This window comes from Achromobacter sp. UBA4530, assembly GCF_002388205.1.
GTDB classification, from domain to species: domain Bacteria; phylum Pseudomonadota; class Gammaproteobacteria; order Burkholderiales; family Burkholderiaceae_B; genus Achromobacter; species Achromobacter animicus.
On sequence record NZ_DGMA01000031.1, the window covers coordinates 292,072 to 310,959 of the forward strand.

Here is an 18,888-nt window from a genome sequence, read left to right on the forward strand (position 1 = left end):
TATGGTGAATGCCGAATTACACCACGGCCGCGCGAGCGGCTCAGGCGGTAGCGGCAGCTTCCTGCGTGTCGACGATGTCGACGGAGAAAGTCATTTCGGCGGTCTTTTCCAGCATGGCCGACGCCGAGCAGTATTTCTCGTGGGAAAGTTGCACGGCGCGTTCGACGGCCGCGCGCGGCAGGTTGGCGCCGGTGACGGTAAACGCGAAGTGAATCTTCGTGAAGACCTTGGGGTCGGCGCCGGCGCGCTCGGCCTGCAGCTTGACGCTGCAGCCCGTGACCGCGTGGCGGCCGCGCTTGAGGATCAGCACCACGTCATAGGCCGTGCAGCCGCCCGTGCCGGCCAGCAGCATTTCCATGGGGCGGGGCGCCAGGTTGTGGCCGCCGCCATCCACGGCGCCGTCCATCACGGCCACGTGGCCGCTGCCCGTGCTGGCGGTAAAGAGCATGCCGCTCGGGCCGCCCCAGTCGATCGTGCATTCCATTTCAGTGAGTCCTTGAGCTTGAGCGCAGTCAATGGCTGATGATACCCGTTGCGTACAATCCCGGGCAGGAGAACCCCACCCCGCATCAGGGGTGCAGGGCGTCCGCTTTGCCTAGGAGTTGCCATGTCCACCACGTTGTCCAAATCCGGCCCCGTTTCCCTGCGCCGCCGCCACGGTCCCCTGGATGCCCTGCTGGCCGAGACCGACCGTGCGCTGCGGGTGCTTTCGGGCAACGCCAGTGCCGGCCGCGCCTATCCCGCAACCGCCCAGGAATCGCCGCAAACCCTGTCCGTGCAAGAAAAACGCCACGCGGCGGGCCTCATGCGCGTCAACCACGTCGGCGAGGTCTGCGCCCAGGCGCTGTACCGCGGCCAGGCGTCGGTCTGCAAGGAGCCCGGGCCGCGCGCGCTGCTGCTGAATGCCGCCACCGAAGAAGTCGACCATCTGGTGTGGTGCAACGAGCGCCTGAACGAATTGGGCAGCCGGCCCAGCCTGCTCAATCCGGTCTGGTACGCGGGCTCGTTCGCCCTGGGCGTCATGGCCAGCGTGGCCGGCGTGCCGCGCAATCTGGGCTTCATGGCCGAAACCGAAAAGCAGGTCGAAGCCCATCTCGACGAGCACCTGCGCACCTTGCCGGTGCAGGACGAACGCTCGCGCCAGATCGTGCAAAAGATGAAGGACGACGAGGCCCAGCACCGCGCCAGCGCAGAGCAGGCCGGGGGCGTGCCGCTCCCTGCACCCGTGAAAATGGCCATGCGCGCCATGTCCAAGGTGATGACGACCACCGCGTATTGGATCTGACCGGCCACTTGAAACCGCATCTGATAAAAATGTTGCAATGCGCAAATTTGGCCGCCTCGTGGTGCGTGAAGCACCATTTTGGTGCGGCGGCCAGGGTGGGAATACCCGCTATTATTCAGGGTTAGTCCGAAAGGGGAAAACCCTTTCGGCAAAAACCCCGTTTTTGGTCAGGGCATTGCCTGGTGCGGGTTTCCAGAGGGACGCCGCGAATCTTGCAGCAAAAAAGCAACGCGGCTAACGCCTCTGAAAATAGATCAAAAAAAATCTTGCAACGCACAAAAAACGTAGGTACTATTCAGTCATTGGATGTTGAAACGCAGACGGCGCGGTGAAAACCCCGAAAGCGCAGCGAGCTGAAGTCCCGCTCCCAACATGCCACGGTTGTCTCCTCCACCCTCCTCCTTTGGTGGATTTAGCCCGAGATCTCACGATCTCGGGCTTTTTTTTGTCCCGAATCGTTGCGTCCCTATTTGTAAGCGATGTCGGCAAAAAACCGTGCAGCGCAACGCCGCGCGGAGCCTCGGGGCCTTCGCGTTTTCCCTTGCATATTTCGCGTGCCCAGAGGCGGAACGCTCTACAATCCCCCACATGAAACCAGCACTGCCAGGCGCTCGCGCGCCAGCGCGTTCCAGTCACATGCGCGGCGGACGGATAACCCGCCTGCGCGCGTTACGTTCTGTGCCTCGGAATTGCACTTCCTTATCCCTCCCATATATGGGCGTTACACCTGCCTCCGATAATGGCGGGCCTGTCTCGATAGACCAACCAGAGGTGATCCAGTGACCTGGCTGTATATATGCGTGGTCGCGTTCATGGTGGGGGGACTCATCGTGGCGTCCGAGCGCTGGCATGGCGCTTTCACCGGCGATAGCGACCTCAACAAGCCCCAAGCCAATCACTCCCGCGCGACGCCCCGCGTCGGCGGTCTGGCGGTGCTTGCCGGTACGCTGGCTGGCCTGCTGGTCCTCGGACCCAGCAACATGACCCTGACCTGGCTGTGGCCCGCGCTCTTCGTCGCGGCGTTGCCCGTTTTCGTGGCCGGCCTGCTTGAAGACATTACCAAGGACATCGGCGCCAGCAAGCGTTTGCTGGCTGCTTTTCTATCTGCAGCCATCGCGTGGTGGCTGCTGGGCGGTGTCAGCCGCGTCGGCATGGCGCCTGTGGATTACGTGCTGTCGTACTGGCCCGTGTCGCTGCTGTTCACCATGTTCGCGGTGGGTGGCTGTACCCATGCGCTGAATATCGTTGACGGCATGAACGGCCTGGCCGGCATGGTCGCCACGTTGATGGCGGTGTCGATCAGCCTCGTTGCCCTGCAGGTCGGCGACGTGCCGATCTTCCTGGTGGCCGCGGCGCTGGCGTCGGCGACCTTGGGCTTCCTGGTGTGGAACTTCCCGTTCGGACGCGTGTTCCTGGGCGATGGCGGCGCATACTTCCTGGGATTCATGCTGGCCGAACTGGCCGTGCTGCTGGTCGTGCGCAACCCGTCCGTGTCGCCGTTCTACGCCCTGGCGGTCCTGTTCTACCCCGTATTCGAAACCGGTTTCTCGATCTGGCGGCGCCGCTTCAAACGCGGCGTGCCGGTTGACCAGCCCGATGCGTTGCACCTGCACCAGCTCGTGTTCCGCCGTCTGGTCCGGGTGACCTTCAGCCGCGGCCGGCGCCATGCCGTCCCCGCGCTTTGCAATGCGCTGGCGTCCCCGTACATGTGGGTGCTGGCGCTGATCGGGCTGGTGCCGGCCACGATCTGGTGGGACAACGCCTGGGCCCTGAGCGCCAGCCTGGTTGTCTTTGCCAGCGTCTATATCTGGCTGTATTCACGCCTGGTCTCCTGGCGCCGCCCGGGCTGGCTGTTGTTGCCGTCCGTGCTGCGAACCACCGAATAGTTCGAGTGCCCCGGCGATCGCCGCCGGGGGCTCGGTATCCATCACCAGACCATCTTTAAAATGCCGTAAACGTTCTACGGTGAAGGGAGAGTTATGTTGCGAATCCAGGATGTGAAACTCGCTGTCGTCGGCCTTGGCTACGTCGGTCTGCCCCTGGCCGTTGAGTTCGGCAAGAAGCGCCCGGTCATTGGCTTTGACATCAACACGCGCCGTATCGACGCGCTGAAGGCGGGTCACGACCATACGCTGGAAGTCAGCGACGCCGAGCTGGCCGAGGCCAGCCAGTTGAGCTACACCGCCGAACGCGCCGAACTGGGCGAGGCCAACGTGTTCATCGTGACCGTGCCCACCCCCATCGACGAGTACAAGCAGCCGGACCTGACCCCGCTGGTCAAGGCCAGCGAAACGATCGGCGCAGTGCTCAAGCGCGGCGACATCGTCATCTATGAATCCACCGTCTACCCCGGCGCCACCGAAGAAGACTGCGTGCCCGTCCTGGAGCGCGTGTCTGGCCTGAAGTACAACGTCGACTTCTTCGCCGGCTACAGCCCCGAGCGCATCAACCCGGGCGACAAGGAACACCGCGTCAGCACGATCAAGAAGGTCACCTCCGGCTCCACCCCGGAAGTCGCCACCCTGGTCGACCAGCTGTACAAGGAAATCATCACCGCCGGCACGCACAAGGCGTCCAGCATCCGTGTGGCCGAAGCCGCCAAGGTGATCGAAAACACGCAGCGCGACGTGAACATCGCGCTGATCAACGAACTGGCCCTGATCTTCAACAAGATGGGCATCGACACCGAAGCCGTGCTGCAGGCCGCTGGTACCAAATGGAACTTCCTGCCGTTCCGTCCGGGCCTGGTCGGCGGCCACTGCATTGGCGTGGACCCCTACTACCTGACACACAAGGCGCAATCCATCGGCTACCACCCCGAGATCATCCTGGCGGGCCGCCGCCTGAATGACTCCATGGGCAGCTACGTGGTGTCGCAGCTGGTCAAGTGCATGACCAAGCGCCGCATCCACGTGCAAGGCGCCCGCGTGCTGGTGATGGGTCTGGCGTTCAAGGAAAACTGCCCCGACCTGCGCAACACGCGCATCGTGGACATCGTTCGCGAACTGGGCGACTACAACGTCGACGTGGACATCTACGATCCGTGGGTCGACACCGAAGAAGCCATGCACGAGTACGGCCTGACCCCGGTGGCCAAGCCCGAGGAAGGCAAGTATGACGCCGTGATCCTGGCCGTGGCGCACAACCAGTTCAAGGACATGGGCGCCGAAGGCATCCGCAAGCTCGGCAAGCCGCAACATATCCTGTACGACCTGAAGTACGTGCTGTCGCCCGCTGAATCCGACCTGCGTCTGTAAAAGGATTTCGCCATGACCACACGATTCGAAACTGTCACCCAGGAACTGGCCGCCTCGCCGCGCAAGTGGCTGGTGACCGGCTGCGCCGGCTTCATCGGTTCGAACCTGCTGGAAACCCTGCTCAAGCTCGGCCAGTCCGTCACCGGCCTGGACAACTTCGCCACCGGTCACCAGCGCAACCTGGACGAAGTCCAGGCGTCCGTGTCGCCGGAGCAATGGTCGCGCTTCACCTTCATCGAAGGCGACATCCGTGACCTGGACGCCTGCCGCCGCGCGGCCGAAGGCGTGGACTATGTGCTGCACCAGGCCGCGCTGGGTTCGGTGCCGCGCTCGCTCAACGACCCCATCACGACCAACGACGTCAACATCGGCGGTTTCCTGAACATGCTGGTGGCGGCGCGCGACGCCAAGGTGAAGTCGTTCGTCTATGCGGCGTCCAGCTCCACCTACGGCGATCATCCCGCGCTGCCCAAGGTCGAGGAAAACATCGGCAAGCCGCTGTCGCCGTACGCCGTGACCAAGTACGTCAACGAACTGTACGCCGACGTCTTTGCGCGTTCGTATGGCTTCGAGACGGTGGGCCTGCGCTACTTCAACGTGTTCGGCAAGCGGCAGGATCCGGACGGCGCCTACGCCGCCGTGATTCCGAAGTGGACCGCCGCGATGATCCAGGGCAAGGACGTCACCATCAATGGCGACGGCGAGACCAGCCGCGACTTCTGCTTTGTGGAAAACGCGGTGCAGGCCAACATCCTGGGCGCGCTGGCCGCGCCCGAAGCCCGCAACCAGGTCTACAACGTGGCCGTCAGCGGCCGCAGCACGCTGAACCAGCTGTTCAGCTTCCTGGTGCAGGCCCTGGGCAACCAGGGCGTGAACTACGGCAAGCAGCCGGTTTACGGTGACTTCCGCGCGGGCGATGTGCGCCATTCGCAGGCCGACATCGGCAAGGCCAGCCGCCTGCTGGGCTACGCGCCCACGCACACGGTGCTGCAAGGCCTGGAAGTCGCCATGCCCTGGTACACGCAATTCCTGCGTTGAAAGCACTCGTCCGAAAACTCGGCAACATCCACCCGGATCATCAGCGCATCTTCAAGGGCGCGTTCCGGGTGGCGGTGTTTCTGCTGCTGGGCAAGGCCGCCGGCGCCATCAAGGAGATGGCGGTGGCGTACCGCTACGGCGTCAGCGACGCCGTCGACGCCTACCAGTTCACGATGACGATGGGCACCTGGCTGCCGGTCACGATCGTGGGCGTGCTGTCGGTGGTGCTGATCCCGGTGCTGGTGCGCCTGGCGCGCACCGGCGGGGCCGAGAAAGAACTCTTCATCCGCGAGCTTCAGGGCTGGGTCGCCGCCGCCGGCGTCGCCCTCGCTTTGCTGACGTGGTTTGCCTGGCCATATGTGGTGGACCGGCTGGGGCAGGGCCTGTCGGCGCAAGTGCGCGCCATGACGGGCGACCTGCTTATCGCCTTCGCGCCCGTGTCGGCCCTGCTGCTGATCGCGGGCATCAGCGCGGCGCGGCTGCGCGCACAGGAACGTCACGTCAACACGCTGCTGGACAGCGTGCCTGCCGTGGCGACGCTGGCTTGGGTCATGCTGGCCGTCAGCGCAGAGGGCGTCGGACCCTTGCTGTGGGGCACGCTGGTCGGCTACGCGATTCAGACTGTCTGGCTGGCCTGGCTGGCCGCGCGCGCCGACGGCGGTTTCTGGGGCGCGCCGCGCCTGTCGCTGAAGTCGCCGCACTGGCCCGAGCTGATGAGCGCGGCCGGCGTGATGCTGATCGGCCAGGTCGCCATGAGCTTCGTGGGCCCGCTGGACCAATATGCCGCCGCCAACCTGGGCGCCAATGCCAACGCCACGCTGGGCTACGCAAGCCGGCTGCTGTCCTTGCTGCTGGGCATCGGGGCGGTGTCGGTGGGCCGTGCCGCGCTGCCCGTGCTGGCCGACGTGCAGGCGCGCGGCGATACGGCGCGCGCGCGCAGCATGGCGCTCAAGTGGTCGCTGCTGATGGTGGTGGCGGGCGCCGCCGCCGTGGCGCTGGGCTGGGTGCTGGCGCCGTGGGGCGTGTCGGTGCTGTTCCAGCGCGGCGCGTTCACCGCGGAAAACACCGAAGCCGTCGCGCACGTGCTGCGCTGGGGGCTGCTGCAACTGCCGTTCTACTTCGGCGTGCTGATCCTGGTGCAACTGCTGGCCAGCCAGAACCGATATCGCATCATGGCCGCCATTGCGGTCGCCAATTTTGCGCTGAAGGCCGTGCTGAACACCGTGCTCGCACCCCGCATGGGCGCGGCCGGCATCATGCTGGCCACCAGCCTCATGTATGTGCTGTCTTTCGCGTGCTACCTGGTGGTGGCGATGCGCAAGGCTGAACCCAAGGGGACCGATTGAATGTCCGTTGCCGACTCCGCTCGTCCGGCGCGCGTGTTGCTGTTCATCCATTCCCTGCATGGCGGGGGCGCTGAGCGCGTCGCCGCGGACCTCAGCGCCCATTGGGCGGCCGAAGGCAGCGAGGTCATGGTGGTCACGCAGGCCAGCGCTGACGGCGACGTCTATGCGCTGCATCCCAAGGTCCGGCGCGAAGTCCTGCACACGGCGGGCGAGGGCGGCGGGCTGCGCGGCATCCTCAGCAACCTGCAGCGCGTGCGCGCGCTGCGCCGCGTCGTCAAATCGTTCCGGCCCGACATCGTGCTGGGCATGATGACCACGGCGTCCGTGCTGTCCGTGCTGGCCTGCGCGGGACTGAACTGCCGCGTCATCGCCACGGAACACACCCATCCGCCGTCGCAGACCCTGTCGGGCTTCTGGCAGCGGCTGCGCCGGTTGACCTATCCGCGTGCCGCGCGCGTCGTCGCCTTGACCCGCGGCACCGCCGACTGGCTCGAACAGCATGTGCCGGGCTCGCGGCTCGCGGTCATTCCCAATCCCGTCCACTTTCCGTTGCCGCGCGCCGAGCCCATCCTCACTCCCTCGCCGCAAGACGGCCGCAAGCGTCTGCTGGCGGTCGGCCGGCTGCATGGCGACAAGGGTTTTGATCTGCTGATCCAGGCCTTTGCGCACCTGGCGCCGTCGCATCCCGGCTGGGACTTGGTTATTCTGGGCGAAGGCAGCGAACGCCAGGCGCTCGAAGCGCAGGTGCGCGAGGCCGGCCTGGCATCGCGCGTCTCGATGCCGGGACGCGCCGGCAATGTGGGCGACTGGTACGACAGCGCCGATCTTTATGTACTGACCTCGCGCTTCGAAGGATTGTCCAATACCCTGCTCGAATCCATGGCCAGCGGCCTGGCGGCCGTGTCGTTCGATTGCGATACCGGCCCGCGCGAGATCGTGCGCGAAGGCATCGACGGCGTGCTGGTGCGGCCCAATGGCGACGTGCCGGCGCTGTGCAAGGCGCTGGACGCGGTCATGGCCGATGACAAGGGCCGCGCGCGCATGGCGCGGGCGGCCACCGACGTGCGCGACCGATTCTCGGCCGTGCGCGTGCTGCAGAAATGGCAGGAACTTTTTGACGGCGTGCGGGCGTCGGGCCGCTAGGGCCCCGCGCGCGCCGTTGCCACGGTGAACACGAGAACAACATCATGTGTGGAATAGTCGGAATTTGGGGTCCCCTGGGGAACAAGGCGCAGGTGCTGGCCGATAGCTGCCGCCGCATCCGCCACCGCGGACCGGACAGCAATGGATTCTGGGAAGACGCCGACGCGGGAATCGCGCTGGCGCACGTGCGCCTGGCGATCCTGGACCTGACCGAAGCGGGCCATCAGCCGATGACGTCCGCCTGCGGCCGCTACGTCATGGTGTTCAACGGCGAGGTCTACAACCACCTGGACATCCGCAAGCAGCTCGAGGAATCGGCGCTGGCGCCGGCGTGGCGCGGGCATTCGGACACCGAGACGCTCCTTGCCGGCTTTACCGCGCTGGGCATCGAGGCCACGCTGCAAGCCTCGGTCGGCATGTTCGCCATCGCGTTGTGGGACAAGGCCTCGCGCAAGCTCGTGCTGGCGCGCGATCGCATGGGCGAGAAGCCGCTGTACTACGGCTATTCCAATTCGGAGCTGGTGTTTGCGTCGGAACTCAAGGGCCTGATGCCGATTCCGGGCTTTGGGCGCAACCTGAACCGCAACGCGCTGGCGTCGTTCATGCGGCACAACTACATTCCCGCGCCGCAATCCATCTACGAAGGCATCGCCAAGCTGCCGCCCGGCACGTGGATCGAATTCTCGGCCGACGACGCGCGCAACCGCCGCATGCCGGAGCCGCGGGTGTACTGGTCCGCGCGCGAGGCCGCGGATGCGGCGTCAAACGCCCGGCTCTCGTTCGACTCTGATGCACAAGCCACCGACGCGCTGGAAAAGGTGCTGTCCAAAGCCGTGGGCGGCCAGATGCTGTCCGACGTCAGCCTGGGCGCGTTCCTGTCCGGCGGCATCGATTCGTCGACCATCGTGGCGCTGATGCAGGCGCAAAGCTCGCAGCCGGTGCGCACGTTTGCCATCGGTTTTCACGAGAAGGGCTACGACGAGGCGCAGCACGCCAAGGCCGTGGCCACGCACCTGGGCACCGATCACACGGAACTCTACGTCACCGCGGACGACGCGCTGGCGGTCGTGCCCACGCTGGCCGACATGTACGACGAACCCTTTGCCGACTCGTCGCAGATCCCCACGTCGCTGGTCACGCGCATGGCGCGCCAGCACGTGACGGTGGCCTTGTCGGGCGACGGCGGCGACGAACTGTTCGGCGGCTATTCGCGCTACTTCCGCGTGGACAACTGGTGGCGCCAGTTCGAGCGCGTGCCCGGGCTGCTGCGCAAGCCGGCCGGCGCGATGCTCAGCGCGTCCACCCATCTGCCCGGCCGCGGCGCATGGCGCGGCAAGGTCGGCAAGCTGGGCGAACTGCTGCGCGCCGACACGCGCGGCGAGTTCTACCGCGGGTTCGTGTCGTACTGGCCGGACCCGGCCAGCGTCGTGAAGGGCGGCGTGGAACCCCAGTCGGTGTTCGAACGCGCCATGCAGGGATCGTTCTTCGAGTCGATGATGAAGCTGGACACGGTGACCTACCTGCCCGACGACATCCTGGTCAAGGTGGACCGCGCCGCAATGGCCGTCAGCCTGGAAACCCGCGTGCCGCTGATCGACCACCGTGTCTATGAATTCGCCTGGAGCCTGCCGCACCAGTACAAGGTGCGCGGCAACACCGGCAAGTGGCTGCTGCGGCAGGTGCTGCATCGCCACGTGCCGCAGGCGCTGGTCGACCGCCCCAAGCGCGGTTTCGCCGTGCCGCTGGCCGCGTGGCTGCGCGGTCCGTTGCGCGAATGGGCCGATGCGTTGCTGGATCCGGCACGCCTGCGTCAGGAGGGCTGGTTCGAACCCGAACCCATCCTGCGCAAATGGCGTGAACACACGTCGGGGCATCGCAATTGGGACAGCCATCTGTGGGGCGTGCTGATGATGCAGGCCTGGCTGGACCGCTACCGCGCGGGAATGGACCAAGGGGGACCGATTGAGGACCGTTGACGAATGAAAATACTGATGCTGGTCAGCTCCATGCACGCCGGCGGCGCGGAACGCGTCGCGGCGACCCTGGTCAACGCATGGTCAGAGCGCGGCGACACCGTCATCCTGACGCCCACCTACTCGTCCAAGGGCACCTGCTTTTATCCCCTGTCGGACAAGGTCCAGCTGTCGTGGCTGGCCGATCTGGCCGGCACCCGGGTGTCGGGCGGGATGGCGGCCTTCAAGCGGCTGCTGGCCCTGCGCAAGCACATTCGCGATTCGCGGCCCGACGTGGTGGTGTCCTTCCTGACCAACGTCAACGTGGCCGCCATTCTGGCCACGCGCGGCCTGAACGTGCCGCTCATCGTCTGCGAGCGCACCAATCCGGTCGCTGAAACCACCACGGGAACCGTCTGGCGCAAGCTGCGCCGTGTGCTGTACCCGCGCGCCGACATGGTGACGGTGCAGGCCGAAGACACCGCCGGTCCGTTCGCGCGCCAGGTGCCCGGCATCCGGCGCCTGGCCGTCATCCCGAATCCACTGCCCGCGCCGCTGCTGGATGCGCCGCTGGTGCAGCAGCGTCACGAGGCCGGCCCGCGCGAACTGATCGCGATGGGGCGGCTGGTGCCGGACAAGCAGTTCAACCTTCTGATCGACATCTTTGCGCAGCTTGCGCCGGAATTTCCCGACTGGAACCTGCGCATCTGGGGCGAAGGTCCCGAGCGCGAGGCGCTGCAGCAGCAGGTGGCGCGACTGCGCCTGCAGTCGCGCGTCAGTTTGCCGGGGCGCACCGAAGCACCCTGGGAGGAACTGGCGCGCGGCCAGGCCTTTGTGCTCAGTTCGCTGGTCGAGGGCTTTCCCAACGTATTGCTGGAAGCGATGTCGCTGGGTTTGCCCTGCGTGGCGTTCGATTGCCCCAGCGGTCCGCGCGAGATGACGCGAGACGGCCAGGATGCGCTGCTGGTGCCGGCGGGCGACCGGGTCGCGATGACCGATGCGCTGCATCGTCTGATGGGCGATGTGTCGCTGCGCGAGCAGTTGGGCGCGCGCGCTGCAGCCGCCGTGCGCCAGCGTTATGCGCTGTCCAGCGTGCTGACCGAATGGGATGAGCTGTTCGAAGCGGTGCGGGAGGGGCGATGAGCACCCGGCCGCTGCGCATCCTGCATGTCATCACGGGGCTGGGCCAGGGCGGCGCCGAATCGGTGCTGACGCGCCTGGCGACCTGGCCGGACGCGGGCGTCGAACACACGGTCGTGTCGCTGACCGATGAAGGTTTGTATGGCGAGCGCCTGCGCGCGGCGGGCGTTGCGGTGCATGCCCTGGGCATGAAGCGCGGCCGCGTCAGCCTGGGCGGCTTCCTGGCTCTGCGCCGCCTGATCGCCACGAACCGTCCCGATGCCGTTCAAACCTGGATGTATCACGCCGACCTGATTGGCGGCCTGGCCGCCCGCCTGGCAGGCGTTCGCGCCATTGCGTGGGGCATCCGCAATTCCGGCGAGCACCTTGAGCGCAGCAGCCGGTCGGCGCGGCTGGTGCTGCGCGCGTGCGCGATGCTATCGGGCAGCGTGCCGCGCGCGATCGTCTGCGCGGCGCAGAACGCGGCCGAGCGCCACGCCGAAAAAGGCTACCGCCGCGACCGCATGGTCGTGATCGCCAACGGCTATGACCTGTCGCGCTACGCGCCGGATCCGCAGGCGCGCTCGCGCGTTCGCGCCGCATGGGGACTGTCCGAAGACGCTCCCGTGATCGGCTGCGTGGCGCGCTGGGATCCGCTCAAGGACCACGCCAACCTGCTGCGCGCCGTGGCCGCGCTGGTGCGCGATGGACGCGACGCGGGGTTGCGCTGCGTGCTGATCGGCCGCGACATGACCGAAGGCAACGCGCAGCTGGGCGCCTTGCTCGACAAGCTGGACCTGCGCGACCGCGTGGTGCTCAACGGTCCCAGCGACGACGTGCCCGCCGTCATGAACGGCCTGGATGTGCACGTGCTGTCGAGCTGCGCCGAAGGCTTTCCGAACGTGGTGGCCGAAGCCATGGCGTGCGGCGTGTATTGCGTGGTGACCGACGTGGGCGACGCCGCCTACATCGTCGGCGACACCGGCGTGGTGGTGCCGCCCGAGCAGGCCGAGGCCCTCGCCCGCGGCATCGAATCCGCGCTGGGCGATGTGGCCGCACGCGGCCGCGAGCGCGCGGGCGAGGCTGGGCGCGCACGCGTCCTGGAACACTTTGATCTTGCACGCATGGTGCAAAGCTACATCGCCGTCTGGCGCCGTATTTCTGGAGTCCAAGCATGAGCGCCGGACGCTGCCTGCTGTTTGTCGTCAATAATCCGGCGTTCTTCATGTCGCACCGCGTGCCGGTCGCCCTGGCCGCGCAGAAGGCAGGCTACGACGTCCACGTCGCGACGATGGACGGTCCGGCGGTGGCTGACATCCAGGCGCTGGGCATGACCCATCACGCGATTCCCATGACGCGCAGCGGCAAGCATCCGCTGCAGGAATTGGGCACGCTGCTGGCCCTGGTGCGCCTGTTCCGCCGGTTGCGTCCCGATGTGGTGCATCTGGTCACCATCAAGCCCGTGCTGTACGGCGGCATCGCCGCGCGCATTGCGCGTGTGCCCGGCATGGTGGCGGCGATCTCCGGATTGGGATTCGTGTTCCTGTCGAACTCGCTGAAGATGCGGCTGGTGCGCGCCGTGGTGGCGCGCCTGTACCGCGTTGCGCTGGGCCATCCGAACAGCCGTGTGATCTTCCAGAACGCCAACGACCGTGACCTGCTCAAGTCGCTGGGCGCCGTGCGCGAGGACCAGGTGGTCATCATCCGCGGCGCGGGCGTGGACCTCGACGCCTATCGGCCCACCTCGGAGCCGCCCGCGCCGCCCGTCGTCGTCACGATGGTGGCGCGCCTGCTGCGCGACAAGGGCGTGCAGGAGTTCGTGCAGGCGGCCAAACTGCTGCGTGAACGCGGCGTGCCGGTGACGATGCAACTGGTGGGCGGCCTGGACGCTGGCAATCCGACGTCCGCCACGCAGGCCGACGTCGATGCCTGGCAGCAGGACGGCTGCGTGCAGGCGCTGGGCGAGCGTTCGGATGTGGCGGCGCTGTACGCGGCCGCGCACATCGCGGTGCTGCCGTCCTACCGCGAAGGCCTGCCGAAATCATTGATCGAGGCCGCGGCCTGCGGCCGAGCGGTCGTGACGACCGACGTGCCCGGCTGCCGCGATGCCATCGAACCCAACGTGACCGGCCTCCTGGTGCCGGTGCGCGACGCGGCGGCGCTGGCTGAGGCCATTGCGCGCCTTGCGCAAGACGCGGCGTTGCGTCAGGCGATGGGCACGGCGGGCAGGGCGCTGGCGGAGCGCGAGTTCGATATCAACCAGGTCGCTCGCATCCACGTCGCGCTGTACGACGCGCTCAGCGCCTGATTGCGTCGATCCAGAACCGCGTGGACGGATCCTGCTGGCTGGGCTGAGGCGCGTCCAGCTCGCGCATGATGTTCTTGGCCAATACCTTGCCGAACTCCACGCCCCACTGATCGAACGGGTTGATGCCCCAGATCACGCCCTGCGTGAACACCTTGTGCTCGTACAGCGCCAGCAGCGCGCCAAGCGTGAAGGCTTCGAGGCGCGGCAACACGATCAGCGACGACGGCCGGCCGCCCGGATGCACGCGGTGCTGCGCCAGCAGGCGCGCACGCGCCGGGTCGCGTTCCGTGGCGGAGGTTTCCGCCAGGGCTTCTTCAAAGGTCTTGCCGCGCAGGAGCGCCGAGCGCTGCGCCAGGCAATTGGCGACCAGCAGCTCGTGGTGCCGGGCATAGGCATGGTCGGGCTGCTCGCACAGGATGAAATCCACGGGCGCGCCCGTCGTGTCCTGATGCAGCCATTGGAAGAACGTGTGCTGGCAATCGGTGCCCGACATGCCCCACACCGCGGGGCCGGTCGCCACGCCAGCGGGGCTGCCGTCGGCGGTCGCGACCTTGCCCAGCGATTCCATTTCAAGCTGCTGGGCCCACGGCACGATGTGATACAGCCGCGAATCGTATGGGGTGATGACCAGCGAGTCGTAGCCCAGCACGCTGCGGTTGGCCACGCCGGCCAGCGCCATCTGCACGGGGGCGTTCTCGGCCAGCGGCGCGGTGCGGAAATGGTCGTCCATGGCCGCGGCGCCCGCCAGCAGCTGGTCGAAGGTGTCGTTGCCGAGCGCCAGCGCGACCGGCAGGCCGATGGCGGACCACAGCGAATAGCGCCCGCCCACCCAGTCCCAGATCTGGAAGATGTGATCGGGCAGGATGCCCAGGTTGAGTGCCGCCTCGACATTGCAGGTGATCGCGACGACCTGCTTGATGGGGTCGGCGACGCCGGCGTCGCGCAGCCAGTTCATCGCCACTTCGGCGTTGGCCAGCGGCTCGGTCGTGGTGAACGATTTGGACGCGACGATGACCAGCGTGTTGTGCGGATCCAGGCGGCTCATCGCATCGGCGACCGAGTGCGAATCCACGTTGGAGGCGAAGCGCACTTCGCGCCGCACGCCCTCGTGGCGCAGGGCACGGGTGACCAGGCGCGGCCCCCAGTCGCTGCCGCCAATCCCCAGATGCAGCACGCCGCTGTAGCGGCCCGCCGCGTCGGCCGCCCGCACGAATTCGCGCATGCGTTCGCGCTCGGCCAGCACCGCCTTGGCCACCATGGCGGGCGGTTCGGCCGCGCGCAGGGCGGTGTGCCAGGCGGCGCGTCCTTCCGTCCAGTTGGCCTGGCCGCCGTCAAACAGCCGCGCGCGGCTGGCCTCGAAGTCCTGCTGCACCAGCAGCGCCTGCGAGGCCGCCAGCAGGTCGGGCGACTGCGCCTGGGCGCTCAGATCCAGGCGCAGCCCGGGCGCATTGATGAGGCGCAGCTTCTGGCCGTCCCGGGATGCCGTACGTGTTGCGGTGATGAACTGCTGCCACGCGGGGCTGTTGGCTAACGACATGAGCGGATCAGAAGGGCAGTGTGGCGTTCGGCGCCAGCTTGCCGAGTTCGCGGCGGAAGTCGGCCTGGATGCGCGCGAGCGCCGCTTCGCTTTGCGCCTCGAAACGCAGCACGACGACCGGCGTGGTGTTCGACGGCCGCGCCAGGCCAAAGCCATCGGCGTATTCGGCGCGCACGCCGTCGATCGTGATCACGCGCTTGGCGTCGGGGAACTGGCCTTGGTCCTGCAACGCCTTGACCAGCGTGAACGGCTGGCCTTCTTCCATTTCGAGCTTCAGTTCCGGCGTGGAAACGTCCTGCGGCAGGGCTTCCAGCGGCTCGCAGGCGTCGGCAAAGCGCGACACGATCTCCAGCAGGCGTGCGCCGGTGTACAGGCCATCGTCAAAGCCGTACCAGCGTTCCTTGAAGAAGATGTGCCCGCTCATTTCGCCGGCCAGCGGCGCGCCGGTTTCGGCCAGCTTGGCCTTGACCAGCGAGTGGCCCGTCTTCCACATCAGCGCGTTGCCGCCGGCCGCTTCGACCGACAGGCCGACGTGGCGGCTGCACTTGACGTCATAGATGATGGTGGCGCCGGGATTGCGCTCGAGCACGTCGCGCGCAAAGAGGACGAGCTGGCGGTCGGGCCAGATGATCTGGCCGGACTTGGTGACCACGCCCAGGCGGTCGCCGTCGCCGTCAAAGGCCAGGCCAAGTTCGCAATCGGTCTCGGCCACGTGCTTGATGAGGTCCTGCAGGTTTTTGGGTTCAGCGGGGTCGGGATGGTGGTTGGGGAAGTTGCCATCCACCTCGCAGAACAGTTCGTCGACCTCGCAGCCCAGCGCGCGGAACAGCTGCGGCGCGACGGCGCCGGCCACGCCGTTGCCGCAATCGATGGCGATCTTCATGGGACGCGCCAGCTTGACGCCGGAGGCCACGCGGGCAATGTAGGTCTGCGCCAGGTCGAGCTGGCGGCGCGTGCCGGCCTCGGCCGCGGGCGCCGGGGCATCGCCATTCATGGCCTGCGCCAGTTGCTGGACGTCGTCGCCGTACAGCGCGCGGCCGCCCATCATCATCTTGAAGCCGTTGTACTTGGGCGGGTTGTGGCTGCCGGTGATGGCAACGCCGGACCCGGTTTGCATGATGTTGGCCGCGAAGTACACGAGCGGGGTGGGAACCATGCCGACGTCCAGCGTATCCACGCCGCCTTCGAGCATGCCTTCCTGCAACGCGAGGGACAGCATTTCGCTGCTGAGGCGGCCATCGCGGCCAACCACGAGCGTCTGCACGCCTTGTTCGCGGGCGCGGGCGGCAAGCGCCACGCCGAGAGACCGGGCGAAGGCCGCGTCGATCAGGTCCGGCACCGTGCCGCGAATGTCATATGCCTTGAAAACAGAGGCCGGAAATTGTGTATTGTTGCCCACGACGGTTCCTTGTTGAGGGGGACAGCGCGGCGGCTGCCGGGTAATGGTAAACCCGCACATCCAAACCGCTATGGCAAGGGCCAAAGCTGGATTATCCCCCATCGGCGCGGGGGGCTTCATCCTTCGGGCGGAGTAGGGCATTTACCCGGTGCCGGCCTGCCCCGCCATGGTGCGGAGCATGGGGCGGCGCCGCCTGTTTCCGGTGCACGTCCGCAGGTAAAAAAGCCGCTTGCCGGGCGGGCGCGCATGGCACAAAAGTTGCTCGTCATCCGAAGGTGATACGCTTGCCGGGCAAGCAGAAAGACCAGGAGGGGCCATGGGCGCCAAAGTATCCACAGTCATGTCATCGGGCGGCGCCACAAGCAGGCGGGGACCACCCACGGACTTTGCCGGTCCGGCGGCCGGCCGCGAACGCAGGCTTGATATCCACGTCTTTGCCGCGGCAACGGGCGATCTGGCCGCTGGCCGCGCCTGGGAGCGCAGCGTCTGGCGCGATGCGCGCGTCCTCATCGCCGAATGCCCGGCGCCGCATCTGGCGGCATCGATCGAAAGCGCGTTGCGCACGGTTGCCGCCAGCGTGGCACGCGACCGCGGCTGGCAGGCCGCAGGCACCGTGTCCTTCTCGCTCGACGACCGCAGCGGCGTCTTCCGCGTCATCGACGCGCAGGCGCGGGCCCGCACGCCGGACATGCCGGTTGCCGAACACGATCCCATCGCGCCGCACGTGCTGGAAGTGCGCATCGACGGTTGCGGCGATCGCCGCCTGCCGTGCACTCACCTCATGGTCTGCGGCGCCACCCGTGGCGAAGTCCTGCGCCGCGCCTACCGCGCCTTGTCCGAATTGCCCGGCCCCGCCGGCGTGGACCGCGCCTTCCTGATGGAGCGCATCGCCTCCCGCGCCTTCTGCTCGGGCATGACGGGCACCCGGCTGGACCAGGCGGTCGGCTGACAGGTCCAACAGACACCCGCAGGGGGGCTTCGGCGGGCGCCGCCCAGCCCCTACAATAGTCCGCACATCCGATGAACAGCGCCCGGCCCTGGCGGCCGGGCCGACTCTCTGTGCGGCACCCATGACACTGCTGAGCGATCTCCAGGCCCTCTTGGGCGATTCCCACGTGCTGACCGGCGCGGACGCGGATTCCTATGTGCTGGATTGGCGCCGCCGCTATCGCGGCGCGGCCCTGGCGGTGATCCGCCCCGGTTCCACGGCGGACGTGGCCGCCGCGATCAAGCTGTGCGCGCAGCACGGCGTGCCCGTCGTGCCGCAAGGCGGCAATACCGGCCTGTGCGGCGGCGCCACGCCTGACGACACCGGCACCGCGATCGTCCTGTCCACGGCCCGGCTCACCGCGGTGCGCGCACTGGATACCGACAACGACACCATCACGGTCGAGGCCGGCTGCATCCTGCAGGCCGTGCAGGAGGCCGCAGCGGCAGCCAACCGGCTGTTCCCGCTGAGCCTGGCGGCCGAAGGCAGCTGCACCATCGGCGGCAACCTGGCCACCAACGCCGGCGGCACGCAGGTGCTGCGCTATGGCAATACGCGCGACCTCACGCTGGGCCTGGAGGTCGTGACCGCCGAAGGCGAGATCTGGGACGGCCTGCGCGGCCTGCGCAAGGACAACACCGGCTACGACCTGCGCGACCTGTACATCGGCAGCGAAGGCACCCTGGGCATCATCACGGCCGCCACCCTCAAGCTGTATCCGCGTCCCGTGGCGTCCTGCACGGCGCTGCTCACGCTGGACAGCATCGACAACGCCGTCGAGGTCCTGTCGCGCGCCCGTTCCGGATTTGGCGCCTCGCTGACCGGGTTCGAACTCATGAGCGGCGCCTGCCTGCAAGGCGTGGTGCGGCTGTTTCCGCAGCAGCGCCTGCCTTTTGAAGGCGAGTCGGCGGCTTCGCCGTGGTTCGCGCTGCTGGAACTGTCCGACAGCGAAAGCGAAACGCACGCCCGCGAGCGCTTCGAGGCCGTGCTGGGCGACGCCATCGAAGCCGGCCTGGTGAGCGACGCAGCCATCGCCGCCAACGTGTCGCAAAGCAAGGCGCTGTGGCATCTGCGTGAAAGCATTCCGCTGGCCGAGGCCGAGCTGGGCAAGTCGGTCAAGCACGATGTCTCGATCCCCATCTCGTCGATCGCCGGGTTCGTGCACAAGACCAACGCCTTGCTGCAGGCGCGCTTTCCGGGCGTACGCCACGTGATCTTCGGCCACCTGGGCGACGGCAACCTGCACTACAACGTGGCCCATGCACCCGGACAGACCGAAGCCGAGCTGCTGGCGCTGCAAGGCGAGATCTATGGCGTCGTGCATGACAGCGTGCACGCGCACAAGGGATCCATCAGCGCCGAGCATGGTGTGGGTCAGCTCAAACGCGACGAACTGCCGCGCTACAAGAATCCCGTCGAACTGGCGTTGATGCGCCGGATCAAGCGGGCGCTGGATCCCCAGGGTCTCATGAACCCCGGCAAGGTGCTGCAGGCATAACGCGGCCAGGATCGCAGA

15 protein-coding genes are annotated in these 18,888 nt (G+C 67.2%); 12 read left to right on the plus strand and 3 right to left on the minus strand.

Going from position 1 to position 18,888, the window contains the following annotated elements; all coding sequences use genetic code 11:
* Positions 1-40: 40 nt before the first annotated feature.
* On the minus strand, positions 41-484 hold the full coding sequence (locus B2W22_RS22460; RefSeq protein ID WP_286939599.1) for an OsmC family protein: 444 nt from the start codon (positions 482-484) through the stop codon (positions 41-43).
* A 123-nt stretch (positions 485-607) separates the two neighbouring features.
* Here B2W22_RS22460 and coq7 point away from each other — a divergent pair, with 123 nt between their 5' ends.
* The 10 genes from coq7 to B2W22_RS22510 all read left to right on the plus strand — a co-directional run bounded on the left by coq7 (position 608) and on the right by B2W22_RS22510 (position 13,448).
* Positions 608-1,285 carry a 2-polyprenyl-3-methyl-6-methoxy-1,4-benzoquinone monooxygenase gene (gene coq7 / locus B2W22_RS22465; protein WP_175122508.1) on the plus strand — a complete coding sequence of 226 codons (678 nt, stop codon included), beginning with the start codon at positions 608-610 and terminating at the stop codon, positions 1,283-1,285.
* Between the two features lie 779 nt (positions 1,286-2,064).
* Positions 2,065-3,171, plus strand: coding sequence for an MraY family glycosyltransferase (locus B2W22_RS22470; protein WP_286939601.1), 1,107 nt, complete (start codon positions 2,065-2,067; stop codon positions 3,169-3,171).
* Positions 3,172-3,264: 93 nt separating this feature from the next.
* The gene (gene tviB / locus B2W22_RS22475) at positions 3,265-4,542 is read left to right on the plus strand and encodes a Vi polysaccharide biosynthesis UDP-N-acetylglucosamine C-6 dehydrogenase TviB (protein ID WP_175122510.1); all 1,278 of its coding nucleotides are present in this window, start codon (positions 3,265-3,267) and stop codon (positions 4,540-4,542) included.
* A gap of 12 nt (positions 4,543-4,554) precedes the next feature.
* Positions 4,555-5,580 carry an SDR family oxidoreductase gene (locus tag B2W22_RS22480; protein ID WP_286939603.1) on the plus strand — a complete coding sequence of 342 codons (1,026 nt, stop codon included), beginning with the start codon at positions 4,555-4,557 and terminating at the stop codon, positions 5,578-5,580.
* On the plus strand, positions 5,577-6,926 hold the full coding sequence (murJ, locus tag B2W22_RS22485) for a murein biosynthesis integral membrane protein MurJ (protein WP_175122512.1): 1,350 nt from the start codon (positions 5,577-5,579) through the stop codon (positions 6,924-6,926). Before B2W22_RS22480 ends, murJ begins: the two co-directional genes overlap by 4 nt.
* Entirely contained in the window at positions 6,927-8,069 is a 1,143-nt protein-coding gene (locus tag B2W22_RS22490) for a glycosyltransferase family 4 protein (RefSeq protein ID WP_175137798.1), read from the plus strand. It begins immediately after the preceding gene.
* A 44-nt stretch (positions 8,070-8,113) separates the two neighbouring features.
* Positions 8,114-10,045 (plus strand): asparagine synthase (glutamine-hydrolyzing), encoded by a 1,932-nt coding sequence (gene asnB, locus B2W22_RS22495; RefSeq protein ID WP_175137797.1) that lies wholly within the window; start codon positions 8,114-8,116, stop codon positions 10,043-10,045.
* A 3-nt stretch (positions 10,046-10,048) separates the two neighbouring features.
* Positions 10,049-11,164, plus strand: coding sequence for a glycosyltransferase family 4 protein (locus tag B2W22_RS22500; protein WP_175137796.1), 1,116 nt, complete (start codon positions 10,049-10,051; stop codon positions 11,162-11,164).
* Positions 11,161-12,318 carry a glycosyltransferase family 4 protein gene (locus B2W22_RS22505; RefSeq protein ID WP_286939605.1) on the plus strand — a complete coding sequence of 386 codons (1,158 nt, stop codon included), beginning with the start codon at positions 11,161-11,163 and terminating at the stop codon, positions 12,316-12,318. The genes B2W22_RS22500 and B2W22_RS22505 overlap by 4 nt, the downstream gene beginning before the upstream one ends.
* Entirely contained in the window at positions 12,315-13,448 is a 1,134-nt protein-coding gene (locus B2W22_RS22510; RefSeq protein ID WP_286939606.1) for a glycosyltransferase family 4 protein, read from the plus strand. The genes B2W22_RS22505 and B2W22_RS22510 overlap by 4 nt, the downstream gene beginning before the upstream one ends.
* On the opposite strand, the gene pgi is transcribed toward B2W22_RS22510, so the two are convergent.
* Together pgi and B2W22_RS22520 are read right to left on the minus strand one after the other, a co-directional pair.
* Positions 13,438-14,985 (minus strand): glucose-6-phosphate isomerase, encoded by a 1,548-nt coding sequence (gene pgi, locus B2W22_RS22515; protein WP_286939607.1) that lies wholly within the window; start codon positions 14,983-14,985, stop codon positions 13,438-13,440. The genes B2W22_RS22510 and pgi overlap by 11 nt on opposite strands.
* 7 nt (positions 14,986-14,992) lie before the next feature.
* A complete protein-coding gene (locus tag B2W22_RS22520) occupies positions 14,993-16,384 on the minus strand; it encodes a phosphomannomutase/phosphoglucomutase (RefSeq protein WP_175137792.1) in 1,392 nt (463 codons plus the stop codon).
* 316 nt (positions 16,385-16,700) lie between these two features.
* Between B2W22_RS22520 and B2W22_RS22525 the strand changes: the two genes are divergently transcribed.
* Together B2W22_RS22525 and B2W22_RS22530 are read left to right on the plus strand one after the other, a co-directional pair.
* Positions 16,701-17,333 (plus strand): BPTD_3102 family carboxylase-like protein, encoded by a 633-nt coding sequence (locus B2W22_RS22525; protein WP_175122520.1) that lies wholly within the window; start codon positions 16,701-16,703, stop codon positions 17,331-17,333.
* A 121-nt stretch (positions 17,334-17,454) separates the two neighbouring features.
* The gene (locus B2W22_RS22530) at positions 17,455-18,870 is read left to right on the plus strand and encodes an FAD-binding oxidoreductase (protein WP_286939608.1); all 1,416 of its coding nucleotides are present in this window, start codon (positions 17,455-17,457) and stop codon (positions 18,868-18,870) included.
* The last annotated feature ends 18 nt before the right edge of the window (positions 18,871-18,888 follow it).